The organism is Bacillus sp. 2CMS4F (genome assembly GCF_023161785.1).
Taxonomy (GTDB): domain Bacteria; phylum Bacillota; class Bacilli; order Bacillales; family Bacillaceae; genus Bacillus; species Bacillus halotolerans.
Genome location: NZ_JALNTO010000002.1, coordinates 395,782 through 410,493, shown reverse-complemented (window position 1 = coordinate 410,493; position 14,712 = coordinate 395,782). Strand labels below are relative to the sequence as shown.

The window sequence follows — 14,712 nt, the reverse complement described above, 5'->3', positions numbered from 1 at the left end:
AGCTTTTTATGATGGGTCGATCAGTTTTTTTGCATGAAGCGCCAGCATATGATCGGGCTGGATTTCGATAGCCTTGTCCAGCATTTCAAGCGCTTTTTCACGATTTTCTTTATAAGCATAAGCGACACCGGAATTATAAAACGCATCCGCGTGCCCTGGGTCTTGCTCTGTTACAGCTTCGAATTGGCTGAGTGCTTCGTCCAGCATGCCTTCGTTCGCTAAGCACATCCCGAATTGGAAACGCGCTTCTGCATCGTTTTCATTCAGCTCGACGGCTCTTTGTAAATATGGCAGAGCGAGCTTAGGCTGCTCAAGCTTTACGAGAACGGTTCCAAGCATGTAGAAAAGATCACCGTTCTCCATTCCGGCACGCAGCGCTTTTTCAAACATGTCTTTCGCTTCTTTGTACATTTCTTTTACAACATAGACATTTCCTGCTCCATAATAAGCAGTGGCTGCCCCGCTGTCTAAGTCAAGCGCTTTTTCATAAAACGCAAGTGCCCGTTCCAGTTCATTTACTGATGAAAGCAGGTTAGCAAAGTTAATATACGGAATTGCGTCTTCTTTGTTCTCTTCAATCGCTTTTGTAAAAGCCTCTGCCGCTTTTTCGTAATCGCCTTCCTGCATTGCCTCTATACCAGCTTGATTGTAGTCCACATACATCTTCCTTTCATTAAAAAACCCCAACTCGCTGTTGAGGTTTTTCATTTTATACATACCACAATTTTGTTCCGTCTTTATATACGTCATCGATGGTTCCGCCGCCAAGGCATTCTTCGCCATCATAAAAGACAACGGCTTGTCCCGGTGTGACAGCACGGACCTGTTCGTCGAAGATAACCTCCGCTTCGCCTTCCCCAGTCATTCGAACCGTGACTTTATGGTCTTCTTGACGGTAACGGAATTTGGCCGTGCAGGAAATCTCTTCGCCCTTCATGATATCCGAACGAACCCAGCTGATATTGGTTGCTGTGATTTTATCGGAGTAAAGGAGCGGGTTGTGGAACCCTTGATCCACGTAAAGGATGTTCTTTTCAAGATCTTTACCGACCGCAAACCACGGCTCGCCGCTTCCGCCGATGCCAAGGCCGTGACGCTGTCCGATCGTGTAGTACATTAACCCGTCATGGCGTCCTTTTACTTCGCCGTCCATCGTCATCATATCGCCCGGCTGTGCAGGGAGATATTGGCTGAGAAACGTTTTGAAGTTGCGTTCGCCGATAAAACAGATGCCTGTACTGTCTTTTTTCGTTGCCGTTGCAAGTTCTGCTTCTTTGGCAATTTCACGCACACGGCTTTTTTGAAGCTCGCCGATCGGGAACATGACTTTGCTTAGCGTATCTTCTGTCAGCTGATTCAAGAAGTACGTTTGATCTTTGTTTTCATCAATGCCGCGCAGCATTCTGACTTTGCCGCCGCTTCTGTCGACCCTTGCATAGTGGCCAGTCGCTAAATAGTCGGCGCCAAGTGACAGGGCATGCTCCAAAAATGCCTTGAATTTAATTTCTTTGTTGCACAGCACATCCGGGTTTGGTGTTCTGCCTGCTTTATATTCATCTAGGAAGTATTGAAATACCTTCTCGTAATATTGCTTTTCAAAATTAACGGCATAGTACGGAATTCCGATTTGATTGCAGACGCGGATGACATCTTCATAATCTTCCGTTGCCGTACAAAAACCATTTTCGTCCGTATCATCCCAGTTTTTCATAAAGATTCCGATCACGTCATAGCCCTGTTCTTTTAAGAGCAGAGCCGCCACAGATGAGTCTACTCCGCCGGACATGCCGACAACGACTCTTGTATCCTCCGGCCGTTTTTCCATTTCATTCACTCCAATAATTAAGTCCGCCTTATTGTGTCAGCCGCTTTACAACGGCAGCCACATGTTCGGCAGCGGTTTTCACTTGCTCAGCCGTATTGCCGAGACCGAAGCTGATTCGAATTGAGGACGTCAGCCGGTCGCTCTCTTCACCGAACATGGCAGTCAGAACGTGTGACGGCAGGACTGAACCAGCGGTGCACGCTGATCCGCTGGAAACCGCGACTCCCGCCATATCAAGATTTACCAGCAGGGCCTCCACAGATACACCGGGAAAATAAAGGTTCATGACATGCGGAAGGCTATGCTCTTGATCTCCATTGATCTCGAATGCCACACCGGCATCCTTAAGGGTGCCGGCAATGATTGTTTTAAACGATTGATACTTCTCGTTTTTTTCGTCCCGTTCTTCGCCCGACAGCTTGACCGCTTCTTTCAGCCCGACAATTCCCGGAACATTTTCTGTTCCGGCACGGCGTTTTCTTTCTTGCTCTCCTCCGAATAACAGCGGAGAAAGCTTTACATCCTTACTTGCATATAAAAAGCCTGTCCCTTTTGGCCCGTTGAGCTTGTGCCCAGAAACAGACAGAAGGTCAATATGGCTGCTTTTCACATCAATTGGAAAAAATCCGAATGCCTGAACAGCATCGGTATGAAAATAAGCCTTATGTTCCTTCAGCAGCTGGCCGATTTCATCGATTGGCTGCACAGTTCCGACTTCGTTATTTCCATACATCACTGTCACAAGGATTGTATCATCACGGAGTGCTTCTTTCACCTGATTTGCACTGACTCTGCCGTTTTCATCAACATCCAGATACGTCACTTCAAATCCGTCTTCCTCCAGTTTTTCACATGTGTGAAGCACGGCGTGATGCTCAATTTTTGTCGTGATGATATGTTTTCCCTGATCTTTTCTGGCAAGCGCAGTTCCCATTATCGCTAAATTATCGGCTTCCGTTCCCCCGCTAGTGAAAATAATTTCCTGTTCTGCCGCACCAATTTCAGCTGCAATCTGCGCTCTTGCTTCGTCCACCCATTTCCGTGATTCCCTTCCAAATGAATGAATGCTGGATGGATTGCCGAAATTTCCGGAGAAATGCGGTATCATTTTCTCCAGCACGCGATCATCCATCGGAGACGTTGCGGCGTGATCCAAATAAATCCGTTCCATTTTGTTTTACACCTCTGATCTAAATATAGAACATATAAGCTTCTTGCTCTCCATCTGTGTAGCTGGCAAGGTCCTCTAATGTTGTGCTGTCTAACACTTCTTTAACGGCATCCCGTATGCGGATCCACAGCTCCCGCTTGGCAGGCTCCTCGTCTTCGAGCACTTCCACAGGGCTGATCGGACCTTCAAGCACGCGGATGATGTCTCCAGCTGTAATGGCATCCGGCTCACTGCCTAATACGTATCCGCCGTATGCGCCTCTGATGCTTTTGACTAAGCCGGCATTTCTGAGCGGTGATACCAGCTGCTCTAAATAATGCTCTGACAAATTATTCGTCTGTGCGATGCTTTTTAATGAAGTCGGGCCTTCACCATGCTTTTTCGCGAGCTCGATCATAATGGTGAGACCGTATCTTCCTTTAGTTGATATTTTCAACATGAACACCTCTGTTATTTCATGATTTTCCACATATATAATGGTAATTTCTATATAATTCGTCCGTTTATTAAATAATAGACCAACTGCTATTATAGCATACCTTCTGTGAATTTTCATGGAAGCCGGCGGAAACGGGGCTTCCCCCTTTTCTAATTTCCGGTTTTCCGTTACCCTGTAATTAAGTAAGGAGAGATGATGATGAAGCCATTGGCATATCGGATGCGTCCGACGAAAATAGAGGATATTATCGGCCAGCAGCATCTGGTGGCTGAAGATAAAATTATCGGCAGAATGGTTCAGGCAAAACATTTGTCATCCATGATTTTGTACGGGCCGCCCGGAATTGGAAAAACCTCAATCGCAACAGCAATCGCCGGTTCAACAAGTATTGCTTTCCGCAAGCTGAATGCCGTTATTAACAATAAAAAGGATATGGAGATCGTAGCCCAAGAAGCCAAAATGTCCGGCCAGGTCATTTTGATTTTGGATGAAGTCCACAGACTCGATAAAGGAAAACAGGATTTTCTTTTGCCTTATTTAGAAAATGGCATGATTATTTTAATCGGCGCCACTACAGCTAACCCATATCACGCCATAAATCCGGCCATCAGAAGCCGAACGCAGATTTTTGAGCTAGAGCCATTAACACCTGAATTGATTAAACAGGCATTAGAGCGATCTCTTCATGATGAGCATCGGGGGCTTGGCACATATTCCGTTTCAATTGATGACCAGGCGATGGAGCATTTTGCCCACGGATGCGGAGGAGATGTCCGTTCCGCTTTAAATGCGCTTGAGCTTGCCGTATTGTCAACGAAGGAGTCTGCGGATGGCGTGATCCACATCACATTAGAGACTGCGGAAGAATGCCTGCAAAAGAAGAGTTTTTCTCACGATAAAGACGGTGATGCGCATTATGACGTCTTGTCCGCTTTTCAAAAATCGATCCGCGGCTCTGATGCCAACGCCGCTCTTCACTATTTGGCCAGATTAATTGAAGCGGGTGACTTGGAAAGCATCGCCAGAAGACTCTTGGTTATCGCCTATGAGGATATCGGCTTAGCCAGCCCGCAGGCCGGACCGAGAGTGCTGCATGCAGTTCAGACCGCCGAACGTATTGGCTTCCCTGAAGCGCGCATACCGCTGGCCAATGCGGTCATTGAGCTCTGTCTCTCGCCAAAATCCAATTCAGCTATTTTAGCAATCGATGAAGCGCTCGCGGACATCAGAGCAGGAAAAATCGGCGATGTCCCAAAACATTTAAAAGACGCGCATTATAAAGGCGCACAGGAACTTGGAAGAGGAATCGACTATAAATACCCTCATAATTACGAAAATGGATGGGTTGAACAGCAGTACCTCCCTGATCCTTTAAAGAACAAGCAATATTACAAACCGAAACAAACTGGTAAATTTGAATCTGCGTTAAAGCAAGTGTACGATAAATTAATAAAAAGAAAATAAAAAAACAGCCTTGAATATGCTTCAAGGCTGTTTTTTATTCATTATTTATCCTTCACGCGTTTGATTTCAATATCTTTCAAAAGATCCATGACAACATGACCGCCCATAATCAATCCCGCAACAGACGGCACAAAAGCATTAGAGGACGGCGGCATTTTGGCTTTGCGGATTTTCGCATCGTCATTTCCGACTTCTTTTCTGACGTCTTCCCGGATCACAATTGGGCTTTCATCGGAGAAAATCACTTGAACGCCCTTTTTGATGCCTTCTTTACGGAGTCTCGTACGAACCACCTTTGCAATCGGGTCAGTATGTGTTTTAGAAATATCTGCGATTTGGAAACGTGTCGGGTCTGTCTTGTTCGCCGCACCCATGCTGGAGATCAGCGGAATATCCCGTTTCAGACATTCTTTCATTAAATGGATTTTATAATGAATGGTGTCTGACGCATCAATTACGTAGTCAATGTTATACTCAAAGAATTGCTCATACGTTTCTTCCGTATAGAACATTTTTAACGAAATCACTTCACACTCAGGGTTAATGTCTGCAATACGCGCTTTCATTAACTCCACTTTCGGCTGACCGACAGTTGAAAGAAGAGCGTGAAGCTGACGGTTTACGTTTGTGATGTCCACATCATCCTTATCGACAAGCAGGATGCGTCCAACGCCTGAACGTGCAAGCGCCTCCGCTGCGAACGATCCGACGCCTCCAACTCCAAGCACAGCAACCGTGCTGTTTTTCAGCGTTTCAAGGCCTTCTTTTCCGATAGCTAATTCATTGCGTGAAAACTGGTGTAACAAGAACCTCACTCCACATTCGTAATCTGGTTTTCATATGATAAATGGCTATTACAGAAACAGCCGTTTTTTCTGCGCATAAAAAATAAAGTCCCAATCGTGCCGTTGCAGCTTTCCTTTGTTTTGAACCCGCTCTCAGCAGGTGGGTGCCCTCTTTTAAATCTTGTAAGTCCTCTTTACCGAATGAAAAGAGGCATGTACGCCATTTAAAAATGCGGGCTCCCAAATCAAAAAAATGTTCGGTCAAAACTAGGTGTACAACTAACACATCAGGACTTTATTTAACTTGTCAAAATCATATCATAGACGATTTTGATTTTCAAGAATCGAACTGCACATTCAGTTCTTTACTTTTGTTTTAATAGAAAGATGAAGTTCATCAAGCTGCGCGTCGCTTACTTCTCCCGGCGCATCTGTCATCAGACAGCTTGCACTTGCCGTTTTCGGGAAAGCGATCGTATCTCTCAGATTCGTCCGGCCGGCAAGAAGCATTACGAGACGGTCTAAGCCAAGCGCGATTCCGCCGTGCGGAGGAGCGCCGTATTCAAATGCCTCAAGAAGGAATCCAAACTGTTCTGCTGCTTCTTCTTTTGTGAAACCAAGCAGTGCAAACATTTTTTCCTGAATATCCTTTTCGAAAATACGGATCGAACCGCCGCCAAGCTCATAGCCGTTTAAGACGAGGTCATAGGCTTGCGCTTTCATGTCCTCAGGCGCTGTTTCAATCAGCTCAATGTCTTCACGGACAGGCATTGTAAACGGATGGTGCGCTGCGTAAAAACGGCCTTCCTCCGCATCATGCTCTAAGAGCGGCCAGTCAATAACCCATAAGAAATTGAAGAGGTTTTCGTCAATGAGTCCCCGTTCTTTCCCAAGCTTTAAGCGCAGGGCGCCGAGTGATGCGGCAACAACTTCGAATTTATCCGCTCCGAACAGCAGCAAGTCACCCTCAGCGGCATTAAGTGCTTCAATCAGCTTAGACTGCTTTTCATCATCAAAGAATTTGGCGATCGGGCCTTTCACTCCGTCCGCTTCGACCTTCACCCAAGCAAGTCCTTTCGCTCCGTAATTTGCAGCAAACGCACCTAGAGCATCGATGTCTTTTCTTGAGTAATCGCCTGCCCCGCCTTTTACATTGATGGCTTTGACTACTCCGCCGTTTGCCACAGCTGATGAGAACACCTTAAATTCAGTATCTTTTACAATGTCAGATACATCTGTCAACAGCATGTCAAAGCGAGTATCCGGTTTATCAGAACCGTATTTGTTCATCGCCTCGTCATACGTCATTCGAGGCAGAGGAAGCTTGAGTTCCACACCTTTCGTTTCACGCATAATCTTTGCCATCATATCCTCAGCCAATGACATAATGTCTTCCTGGCTCATAAAGGACATTTCAATATCGATTTGCGTAAACTCAGGCTGGCGGTCCGCACGCAAGTCCTCATCGCGGAAACAGCGGGCAATCTGATAATAGCGTTCAACGCCTGAGACCATCAGAAGCTGTTTAAATAGCTGCGGAGATTGAGGGAGCGCATAGAATTCACCTTCGTGCACACGGCTCGGCACCAAGTAGTCACGTGCGCCCTCAGGTGTGCTTCCTGTTAAAATCGGCGTTTCAATATCAAGAAACCCTTTTTCATCTAAAAAGCTCCGAGCAGCTCTCGTCACGTTATGGCGCAGCTGGATCGTTTGAAACATAGCCGGTCTGCGCAAATCTAAGTAACGGTATTTTAAACGCACGTCCTCTGATACATCATCCGCTTGATCAGAAATGGCGAACGGAGGCGTCTTCGCAGCACTCAATACAGTCACTGCATCAGCGTGAATTTCAATCGCGCCTGTTTTCAAATTCTTATTCACTGTACCTTCTTCGCGCGCAACCACTTTTCCTTGAATATCAAGTACGTATTCGTTTCTGATGCCTTCCGCAATAGCAAGTGCTTCTTTTGATACATCAGGGTTAAAAACGACTTGAACAATTCCCGTACGGTCACGCAAGTCAATAAAAATCAATCCGCCGAGGTCCCGTCTTTTTTGGACCCAGCCTTTCAGCGTTACAGATTCGCCAATTGCTTTTTCAGTCATTTCGCCGCAATAATATGTTCTTCCAAACAATGCATTCCACTCCTTATCCCTTTTGGTTTGCTTTCATCACATGTATAAATTCATCAAGAGCCACTTCAATCTGTTCGCCTGTTTTTGCATCCTTTACATTGATTTTGTTTTGAGCAAGCTCATCCTCTCCCAAAATCGCAATAAATCTGGCGTTGAGGCGGTCAGCTGTTTTAAACTGGCCTTTCATTTTCTTATTTTCGTAATCAATTTCACTGGAAATGCCTGCTTCTCTCAGTTTGTACACCAACGAAACGGAATAATCCTTCGCTTTTTCGCCAAGCGTCACGATATAGCAGTCAATCCCCTGATCGACAGGCAGTTCTCTTTTTTCAGCATCAATTGCGGCAAGCAGACGTTCAATGCTCATCGCAAATCCGATGCCGGGCGCTTCTGGTCCGCCGATTTGCTCGACCAATCCGTCATAGCGGCCGCCGCCGGCAAGCGTTGTAATAGCGCCAAAGCCTTCCGCATTGCTCATGATTTCGAATGCGGTATGATTATAATAATCCAGCCCTCTCACAAGGTTAGGATCAATTTCATAAGAAATGCCGAGATCGTTTAAATATTGCTTCACTTTTTCAAAATAAGCGGCTGATTCTTCATTTAAGTAAGTAAGAATAGAAGGTGCCGATTTCATCAGCTCATGATCCCGGTCCTTTTTGCAATCCAAAATTCTGAGCGGATTGGTGTGCAGACGTGACTGACAGTCTGAACAAAATTCCTCGATGCGCGGCTCGAAGTGTTTCACGAGCGCTTCTCTGTAGCTTTTGCGGCTGTCCCGATCGCCAAGACTGTTTATGACAAGCTTGACGTTTTTCAAGCCGGCCTTCTGATAAATACCCATCGCCAGCGCCATTACTTCAGCATCTATTGCAGGGTCTTTCGAACCAATCGCTTCGATTCCAAACTGATAAAACTGGCGGTAACGGCCTGTCTGCGGACGTTCGTAACGGAACATCGGCCCGACATAATACAGCTTTGTCGGCTGAACAGGATTCGCAAATAATTTATTTTCATTAAAAGCGCGAACTGCTGCAGCAGTTCCCTCGGGGCGAAGCGTCAGGCTTCTGCCTTTGCGGTCCTGGAAGGTGTACATTTCTTTTTGTACAATATCCGTAGACTCCCCGACGCCTCTGGCGAACAGTTCTGTATGCTCAAAAATCGGCGTGCGGATTTCTTTATATTGATAAGTTCGGCAAGTGTCTCTCATGATTTGTTCAACATACTGCCAGCGCTCTGATTCTCCGGGCAGAATATCTTGTGTTCCTCTTGGAATGTTATATCCCATGTGTAGACCTCCTTATGTATCCCTTATAAAATATACATTTATCGTCAATGATGAAAAATAAAAAAACTCCCGTCTCTACTATACACATATAGTAGGGACGAGAGTTATACCCGTGGTGCCACCCTAGTTGGAATATTTTCGTATTCCCGCTCGATCCTTTAACGCAGGTTCACGTTCACTGCCTAATGACGGTATCACGCGTTCAGCAGGAAACCTCCGGAGTGTTGTTTCGAGAAAGACGCAATGGGAGCCGCTTTCAGCCTGGGGCGGTTCCTCTCTAGCCATGCAATCTGACCTACTCTTCTCCATTATTGGTTCAGTTTAATTATTATTTATTATGTACTCGATTTCTATTATAATAATGGCATTGCTGTACTCTGTCAAGCTTTATTCCGGTTGTTTTTCTGCTGTGATGCTTCTTTGGACATAAGACCAAATTCCGTTGCCGTTTCAGTGAGATAACCGATTGTATCAGGATCGGCATGATCACTGAAATGCAGGTTTCCTTCGCCGTCGTGAAATGCACGTCCCATTTTTGGATGATATTTCATGATTTGCACACCTTTTTCATTGGTTTTATGCCTAGTATAAACAAATCATTTTATTTTTATTTAAAAATCAGAAAGGACTTTACGATATTAAGAAAGAATGCTTTTTTTTATGATCATTAGAAAGGAGGACACAATGAGCAAGAAACACTTTGTCCTTATTGTATGTATTATCGTCGCCGGGGCGCTTTTCCCGCCTTTTTCTGCCGTTACAGCCGCTCAGGGAGAAGCCGTCATCGCAACAGATGAAATGAACGTCAGAAGCGGCCCGGGGCTTAGCTACGGCATCATGGCGGAGGTGAAAAAAGGAGAACGCTACCCCATCTTGAAGGAAGACGGAGACTGGGTGCAAATACAGCTTGGTTCCGGAGATAAAGGGTGGGTTGTCTCCTGGCTTATTACTAAGGAAAAACAGTCAGGCACAAGCTCTACAGACAGCAGTGAAACTGTAACATCAACAGATCCCGATTTACGGATGAGAACAGGCCCTGGTACTTCATACGAAGTCATCGGCAAATTCCCGCAGGGCAGCCAAGCCGCAGTGATTGACAAGAATTCCGGCTGGATCAAGATATCATATCGAAATTCCACCGGATGGGTATCTTCCGAATACGTCACTTCAGGCAGCGGCAGTTCAGCGTCTGAGGAAAGTGATCAGACAGAATCATCTGGTTCAACAACGGGCACGGTTGGCGTTTCTTCACTGAATGTCAGAGGCTCTGCCTCACATGATGCAGCGATTATAACAAAACTTTCACGAGGAACGAAGCTTACAATCCTCGAAGAGAAAAACGGCTGGCTCCATATTGAAGTGAATGGGCTAAAAGGCTGGGTCGCAAGCCATTACATTGTGACCAGTTCTGACCCAGCTGAAGATTCAGCTGATGTCAGCAGTTCAGACAGTACAAAAAAAGCCTATATCGTATACGGAGGAACGAATTTAAGAAGCGATGCCTCAACGTCAGCTTCTATCGTTAAACGCGCAGCCAAAGGCGATGCGTACTCCATTACCGGATCAAAGGGCAGCTGGTATGAAGTAAAACTTGACAATGGGCAGACCGCTTATGTCGCCAACTGGGTGGTACAGACGTCTAAAAGCGCTGAAGAATCCGGAGAGCCGCCTGTCGCTGATTCCGCTTCCGGAAGCGGGTCGCTGAAAAACAAAGCGATTGTTGTCGATCCGGGGCATGGAGGAAAAGACAGCGGAACAATCGGCTATTCAGGCCAATTCGAGAAAAAACTGACGATCAAAACGGCGAAACTGCTGGCCAGCAAACTTAGATCAGCAGGAGCAGACGTGTATGTGACACGGCAGGATGATACATTTGTCAGCTTACAATCACGAGTCTCGACGTCTCACTACCGCAATGCAGACGCCTTCATCAGCATTCATTACGACAGCTTTGCGGATACTTCTACAAGGGGAAGCACAGCTTATTACTACAGTCCTGCAAAGGATCAGGAACTGGCATCAGATGTACACTCTGAAGTGGTTAAGCGATCTTCCATTCCTGACCGCGGCGTACTGTTCGGAGATTATTATGTGCTCCGTGAAAACAAACAGCCCGCTATGCTGTACGAGCTAGGATATGTAAGCCATCCGCAGGAAGAAGCCATTGTACATAGCAATTCATATCAAGAAAAAGTAACAGATGGAATCGAGAGCGGATTGGAGAAATATTTCCAATAAAAAAAGCTGCCTTTTGGCAGCTTTTTTATTTTGAATCCATAATCAAAGTGACCGGTCCGGAGTTAGTGAGCTTTACATCCATCATGGCGCCGAATTTACCGGTTTCTACTTTGATTCCTTTTTCACGAAGCAGGTCATTCCATTTTTCATAAAGGCCCAAAGCCTTATCAGGTTTTGCGGCGTTCATGTAGTTCGGGCGCCGTCCTTTTCTCGTATCTCCGTAAAGCGTAAACTGTGAAACAGACAAAATCTCTCCGCCTGTATCCAGAAGCGACAAATTCATTTTTCCATCGCTGTCATCGAAAATGCGAAGATTCACCATTTTATCCGCTAAGTAAGCGGCGTCCTCTTCTGTATCATCGTGAGTGATGCCGACCAGGACCATAATGCCTTGTCCAATTTGGCCGATCACATCTCCATCAACGGTTACGCTTGCTTCTGTTACTCGCTGAACCACTATTTTCATTTTGTGACTCCTTTAATTCATGACGCGGCGCACAGAATATATATCCCTTATTTGCTTAATGCGCTCGACGACTTTATGCAGATGATTGATATTCTGGATAAAAATAGCCATATGAATGGTTGCCACTTTGTTGCGATCCGATTTGCCAGAGACAGAAGAAATATTTGTTTTCGTTTCATTCACTGCCTGAAGCACCTCGTTAAGCAATCCGCGGCGGTCATACCCAAGAATCTCGATCTCAACATTGTATTCCTTGCGTTTTTGCACCTGTGACTCATGTTCCCACTCTACGGGGATCAGCCGCTCCTGTGCTTCATTCGTTTTGACATTCGGACAGTCGTCGCGATGGACGGAAACCCCTCTGCCTTTTGTAATGAAACCGACAATATGGTCACCAGGCACAGGATTGCAGCATTTCGATAATCGCACAAGAAGATTGTCGATCCCCTTGACGCGAACGCCAGCTTCCCGCTTTCTTCCTTGCGGATACGGTTTAGGCTCCGCAGCGACATCCTGAACGATTTTTTCTTGTTCTTCCTGATCGCGCTGTTTTCTTTCTTTTTCCGTCAGCCGGTTCGCCACCTGCAGGGCTGTGATGCCATTGTAGCCGACCGCTGCGTACATGTCTTCTTCATTTGAGAAATTAAATTTATCGGCAACTTTTTGGATGTTCTCCGGTGTCAGGACGTCCTTCACTTCAAAGTCCAGATTTTTAATTTCTTTTTCTACCAATTCACGGCCTTTTTCAACATTTTCTTCGCGCCGCTGTTTCTTAAAGAATTGACGGATTTTATGCTTCGCCTGTGAAGTTTGAGCAAGCTTCACCCAATCCTGACTCGGCCCATAGGAATGCTTGGAGGTGAGAATTTCAACGATATCACCTGTCCGGAGCTTATGGTCAAGGGTCACCATTTTTCCGTTGACCTTCGCACCGATTGTTTTATTGCCGATTTCAGAGTGTATCCGGTAAGAGAAATCAATCGGGACAGAACCGGACGGAAGCTCGATGACATCTCCTTTTGGCGTAAAGACGTACACCATATCCGAGAACAAATCGATTTTGAGCGATTCCATAAATTCTTCGGCATCTGTTGATTCATTTTGGAATTCCAAAATTTCGCGGAACCATGAAAGCTTTTTCTCAAATGTTGCGCTTTCACTCGCTGCTTTTCCTTCTTTATAAGCCCAGTGAGCCGCAACCCCGTATTCCGCGATTTCATGCATTTCAAAGGTGCGGATCTGCACTTCCAGCGGGTCGCCTTTAGGCCCTATAACTGTTGTATGAAGCGATTGATACATGTTCGGCTTCGGCATTGCGATATAATCTTTGAACCTGCCGGGCATCGGCTTCCAGCAAGTATGAATAATGCCGAGCACCGCGTAGCAGTCCTTTATGCTGTTCACGAGAATCCGGACAGCAAGCAGATCATAGATTTCATTGAATTGCTTATTTTGCAGCACCATTTTTCTATAGATACTGTAAATATGTTTCGGCCGGCCTGAGAAGTCAGCCTTGATGTTGACTTCTTCGACACGTTTTTTCACCTCATTGACAACCTCGTCGACATAAAGCTCGCGTTCTGCGCGTTTTTTCTTCATGAGGTTGACAATTCTGTAATATTGCTGAGGATTCAAATAACGGAGCGCCGTATCTTCCAGTTCCCATTTAATCTTTGAAATCCCGAGGCGATGAGCCAAAGGAGCAAAGATTTCCAGCGTTTCATTAGAAATTCTGCGCTGTTTTTCTTGGGGAAGATGTTTCAGCGTCCGCATATTGTGAAGACGATCCGCCAGCTTGATCAGTATGACCCGGATATCTTGAGCCATAGCGACAAACATTTTGCGATGATTTTCCGCCTGCTGTTCCTCTTGAGATTTATATTTAATTTTACCGAGCTTTGTTACACCGTCCACAAGCATTGCCACTTCCTCGGAGAATGCTTCCTTCAGGTCATCAAGCGTCACATCAGTATCCTCCACTACATCATGCAGAAATCCGCCCGCGATTGTGGATGGATCCATTTCAAGATCAACGAGAATTCCCGCAACCTGAATCGGATGAATGATGTAAGGCTCACCTGATTTGCGGTATTGCTCGCGATGAGCATCTTCAGCGTACAGGTATGCTTTTTCGACAAATGCGATATGCTCATCGGATAGATAACTGCGCGCTTTATCAATAACTTGCTCGGCAGTCAATACTTGTTCGTTCGCCATGGAATCACCTTTTTTAAAATGTAAACTGTATTGTAGTTTATTATCAAGAAAAAAACGATAGATGTAAAGAGCAGAAGTTCAAATCACCAAATAATATATCAAATAAATGCAAAACAATAGGAAAAAAGCACCCTGTATCGAGTGCTTTTTCCTTTATGAGGTTATCTTTAGTATTTCATTAGTGTTAAGATGTCATAATTATCAAGTTTATTTCTGCCGTCAAGGTAAGAAAGCTCGATTAAGAAAGCGATACCAGCTACAATGCCGCCAAGCTCCTCAACTAGTTTGATTGTCGCTTCAATTGTGCCGCCTGTCGCAAGCAGGTCATCTGTAATAAGCACACGCTGGCCTGGCAAAATCGCATCTTTGTGGATCGTTAATACGTCTTTTCCATACTCCAAACCGTAATCCACTTTGATGACCTCACGCGGCAATTTGCCTTCTTTGCGAACCGGTGCAAAACCGACGCCGAGCGCGTAGGCAACCGGACAGCCGATAATAAAGCCGCGCGCCTCCGGGCCGACAACCAAATCAATTTGTTTTTCTTTCGCATATTCAACAATTTGATCTGTTGCATAGCGATAGACATCGCCTTTATCCATCAGTGTCGTAATATCTTTAAATTGCACGCCTTCTTTCGGGTAATCGGGTACAATTGTTACGTATTGTTTTAAATCCATCTG

13 protein-coding genes, 1 other RNA gene and 1 other annotated feature are annotated in these 14,712 nt (G+C 45.6%); of the genes, 2 read left to right on the top strand and 12 right to left on the bottom strand.

The features are described 5' to 3' along the window. Window positions 1-6: 6 nt before the first annotated feature. The 4 genes from MTN95_RS05490 to cymR all read right to left on the bottom strand — a co-directional run bounded on the left by MTN95_RS05490 (window position 7) and on the right by cymR (window position 3,432). Complete coding sequence (locus tag MTN95_RS05490) at window positions 7-627, bottom strand: tetratricopeptide repeat protein (protein ID WP_081638347.1); 621 nt, start codon at window positions 625-627, stop codon at window positions 7-9. Window positions 628-709: 82 nt separating this feature from the next. Next, window positions 710-1,825, bottom strand: a complete 1,116-nt coding sequence (gene mnmA, locus MTN95_RS05485) for a tRNA 2-thiouridine(34) synthase MnmA (RefSeq protein ID WP_004398509.1) — start codon at window positions 1,823-1,825, stop codon at window positions 710-712. Between the two features lie 28 nt (window positions 1,826-1,853). After that, window positions 1,854-2,996 (bottom strand): cysteine desulfurase family protein, encoded by a 1,143-nt coding sequence (locus tag MTN95_RS05480; RefSeq protein WP_059293514.1) that lies wholly within the window; start codon window positions 2,994-2,996, stop codon window positions 1,854-1,856. 19 nt (window positions 2,997-3,015) lie between these two features. Beyond that, window positions 3,016-3,432 carry a cysteine metabolism transcriptional regulator CymR gene (cymR, locus tag MTN95_RS05475; RefSeq protein WP_003225879.1) on the bottom strand — a complete coding sequence of 139 codons (417 nt, stop codon included), beginning with the start codon at window positions 3,430-3,432 and terminating at the stop codon, window positions 3,016-3,018. Window positions 3,433-3,633: 201 nt separating this feature from the next. On the opposite strand from cymR, the gene MTN95_RS05470 reads away from it, so the two are divergent. Continuing rightward, complete coding sequence (locus tag MTN95_RS05470) at window positions 3,634-4,899, top strand: replication-associated recombination protein A (RefSeq protein ID WP_248337283.1); 1,266 nt, start codon at window positions 3,634-3,636, stop codon at window positions 4,897-4,899. A gap of 41 nt (window positions 4,900-4,940) precedes the next feature. Here the strand turns inward: MTN95_RS05470 and MTN95_RS05465 are convergent, their stop codons facing one another. The 5 genes from MTN95_RS05465 to MTN95_RS05445 all read right to left on the bottom strand — a co-directional run bounded on the left by MTN95_RS05465 (window position 4,941) and on the right by MTN95_RS05445 (window position 9,659). Then, window positions 4,941-5,705, bottom strand: a complete 765-nt coding sequence (locus MTN95_RS05465) for a tRNA threonylcarbamoyladenosine dehydratase (RefSeq protein WP_248337281.1) — start codon at window positions 5,703-5,705, stop codon at window positions 4,941-4,943. Window positions 5,706-5,788: 83 nt separating this feature from the next. Further along, window positions 5,789-5,981: non-coding RNA, 6S RNA (gene ssrS / locus MTN95_RS05460), on the bottom strand. Window positions 5,982-6,041: 60 nt separating this feature from the next. Continuing rightward, window positions 6,042-7,820, bottom strand: coding sequence for an aspartate--tRNA ligase (gene aspS / locus MTN95_RS05455; RefSeq protein ID WP_248337279.1), 1,779 nt, complete (start codon window positions 7,818-7,820; stop codon window positions 6,042-6,044). Window positions 7,821-7,833: 13 nt separating this feature from the next. After that, the gene (gene hisS, locus MTN95_RS05450; protein WP_105990303.1) at window positions 7,834-9,108 is read right to left on the bottom strand and encodes a histidine--tRNA ligase; all 1,275 of its coding nucleotides are present in this window, start codon (window positions 9,106-9,108) and stop codon (window positions 7,834-7,836) included. Between the two features lie 90 nt (window positions 9,109-9,198). Further along, window positions 9,199-9,429, bottom strand: a binding site (T-box leader). A 59-nt stretch (window positions 9,430-9,488) separates the two neighbouring features. After that, window positions 9,489-9,659, bottom strand: coding sequence for a YrzK family protein (locus tag MTN95_RS05445; RefSeq protein WP_010335119.1), 171 nt, complete (start codon window positions 9,657-9,659; stop codon window positions 9,489-9,491). 133 nt (window positions 9,660-9,792) lie between these two features. Between MTN95_RS05445 and MTN95_RS05440 the strand changes: the two genes are divergently transcribed. After that, window positions 9,793-11,346: an N-acetylmuramoyl-L-alanine amidase family protein gene (locus tag MTN95_RS05440; protein WP_105990302.1), complete on the top strand. Its 1,554-nt coding sequence runs from the start codon at window positions 9,793-9,795 to the stop codon at window positions 11,344-11,346. 25 nt (window positions 11,347-11,371) lie between these two features. Here the strand turns inward: MTN95_RS05440 and dtd are convergent, their stop codons facing one another. The 3 genes from dtd to MTN95_RS05425 all read right to left on the bottom strand — a co-directional run bounded on the left by dtd (window position 11,372) and on the right by MTN95_RS05425 (window position 14,709). Beyond that, window positions 11,372-11,812: a D-aminoacyl-tRNA deacylase gene (dtd, locus tag MTN95_RS05435; protein WP_059293508.1), complete on the bottom strand. Its 441-nt coding sequence runs from the start codon at window positions 11,810-11,812 to the stop codon at window positions 11,372-11,374. 12 nt (window positions 11,813-11,824) lie between these two features. After that, window positions 11,825-14,029 carry a GTP diphosphokinase gene (gene relA, locus MTN95_RS05430; protein ID WP_044154273.1) on the bottom strand — a complete coding sequence of 735 codons (2,205 nt, stop codon included), beginning with the start codon at window positions 14,027-14,029 and terminating at the stop codon, window positions 11,825-11,827. A gap of 167 nt (window positions 14,030-14,196) precedes the next feature. After that, entirely contained in the window at window positions 14,197-14,709 is a 513-nt protein-coding gene (locus tag MTN95_RS05425) for an adenine phosphoribosyltransferase (RefSeq protein ID WP_010335123.1), read from the bottom strand. Between the last annotated feature and the right edge of the window lie 3 nt (window positions 14,710-14,712).

Bases quoted from the DNA above. Each gene is read 5' to 3' on its own strand.
- relA (WP_044154273.1), bottom strand. From the start codon at position 14,029: ATGGCGAACGAACAAGTATTGACTGCCGAGCAAGTTATTGATAAAGCG.
- MTN95_RS05490 (WP_081638347.1), bottom strand. From the start codon at position 627: ATGCAGGAAGGCGATTACGAAAAAGCGGCAGAGGCTTTTACAAAAGCG.
- dtd (WP_059293508.1), bottom strand. From the start codon at position 11,812: ATGAAAATAGTGGTTCAGCGAGTAACAGAAGCAAGCGTAACCGTTGAT.
- MTN95_RS05425 (WP_010335123.1), bottom strand. From the start codon at position 14,709: ATGGATTTAAAACAATACGTAACAATTGTACCCGATTACCCGAAAGAA.
- hisS (WP_105990303.1), bottom strand. From the start codon at position 9,108: ATGGGATATAACATTCCAAGAGGAACACAAGATATTCTGCCCGGAGAA.
- MTN95_RS05445 (WP_010335119.1), bottom strand. From the start codon at position 9,659: ATGAAATATCATCCAAAAATGGGACGTGCATTTCACGACGGCGAAGGA.
- MTN95_RS05480 (WP_059293514.1), bottom strand. From the start codon at position 2,996: ATGGAACGGATTTATTTGGATCACGCCGCAACGTCTCCGATGGATGAT.
- MTN95_RS05440 (WP_105990302.1), top strand. From the start codon at position 9,793: ATGAGCAAGAAACACTTTGTCCTTATTGTATGTATTATCGTCGCCGGG.
- mnmA (WP_004398509.1), bottom strand. From the start codon at position 1,825: ATGGAAAAACGGCCGGAGGATACAAGAGTCGTTGTCGGCATGTCCGGC.
- MTN95_RS05470 (WP_248337283.1), top strand. From the start codon at position 3,634: ATGAAGCCATTGGCATATCGGATGCGTCCGACGAAAATAGAGGATATT.